Annotated in this window: 1 protein-coding gene and 1 pseudogene; one reads left to right on the forward strand and one right to left on the reverse strand. The window is 75.0% G+C overall.

Annotation, left to right across the window (positions count from 1 at the left end):
• Nucleotides 1-684, forward strand: a 684-nt coding sequence (locus tag GA0115259_RS37505) for an SDR family NAD(P)-dependent oxidoreductase (RefSeq protein ID WP_107469424.1), incomplete at its 5' end; no start/stop codon positions are given.
• A 227-nt stretch (nt 685-911) separates the two neighbouring features.
• Here GA0115259_RS37505 and GA0115259_RS37510 read toward each other — a convergent pair.
• Nucleotides 912-1,378 (reverse strand): annotated as a pseudogene (locus GA0115259_RS37510) (hypothetical protein); the annotation flags it as partial.

Here is a 1,378-nt window from a genome sequence, read left to right on the forward strand (position 1 = left end):
CCCCCCAACGGCGCCCGGGTCGCCGTCCACTACGGCAGCCGAGCCGCCGACGCCCGGCTGGCCTTGGAGTCCCTGGCCGGTACGGGCCACACACTGCTGGGCGGCGACCTGTCCGACCCGGCCGGCGCCGCACGCGTCGCGGACGAGGCGGCCGAGGCGCTCGGCGGGATCGACGTACTGGTCAACAACGCGGCGGTGAACGAACCGCATCCGCTGCCCTCCACGTCATACGAGGAGTGGGCGGCGGCCTGGCAGCGCCATATATCCGTCAACCTGCTGGGCACGGCCCTGCTGAGCCACCGAGCCGCCCGCTCCATGATCGAACGCGGTACGGGCGGCCGGATCGTCAACATCGGCTCACGCGGCGCGTTCCGCGGCGAGCCGGACCACCCGGCCTACGGCGCGACCAAGGCGGCCGTCCACGCGCTGGGCCAGTCCCTGGCCGTCTCCCTGGCCCCGTACGGCATCGGCGTCGCCTCCGTGGCCCCGGGCTTCTTCGACACGGAACGCGTCGCGCACCGCCTGACGGGCCCGGAGGGCGAGGCGATCCGCGCGCAGAGCCCGTTCGGCCGGGTGGCCACGGCGGAGGAGATCGCGGAGGCGGTGCTGTGGCTGGCGTCGCCGGGGGCGGAGTGGTCGTCGGGCACGATCCTGGACCTGAACGGAGCGTCGCACCTGCGGTGAGCGGGCGTGGTTCGGGGTCCGTTGTGGCCGGGGCCGGTGGTGGGTGCGGGTGCCGGGGTGGGCACCCACCAAGCCCGTCCGGCGATTGAGGACGGAACGGCCAACCCCGACGCCGGGCTCCCGGACGGTGGGGCGAAATCCAGCCCGTCCCGCGATTGAGGACGGAACCGCCCGCCCCGGCACCGGGCTCCCGGGCGGACCCGGAACCACGGCCCCGCCGGGAGGCGCTACCCGCGGGACCTTGCCTTGAACGCGGCCTTGCGGGCCTCCTTCGAGACTCCCCGGTCACGGTGCAGGCGCCCCATCGCTTCCAGGACCTCCGCCGTCGCCGGGTGGTCGATTCGCCAGGCCGCGTCGAAGAAGCCTCCGTGGCGGCCGACCAGGCCCTCGACCAGCTCCTGGAGTTCCTCCGGTTCGCCCTCCGCGTCGAGCTGCGCGGCGATCGTGTCGATGGCCAGCCAGAAGATCATCGGCTCCGGCGGCGGAGGCACATCGCGCGCGCCCAGTTCGGCGAGCCAGACACGGGCCAGACCGCCCAGTTCCGGGTCGTCCAGCACGTCCCGTACCGCCGACTCGGCCTCCGCGCCGAGCAGGGAGAGCGCCTGCTGGCAGTGGAGGCGGCGCAGTGGCGCACGCTGGTCGGTGCCGCGCGCGGCGGCCAGCAGTTGGCCCGCCGCGTCGGCCGGCGCGCGGC

It is taken from the genome of Streptomyces sp. MnatMP-M17 (assembly GCF_900091995.1).
GTDB lineage: Bacteria > Actinomycetota > Actinomycetes > Streptomycetales > Streptomycetaceae > Streptomyces.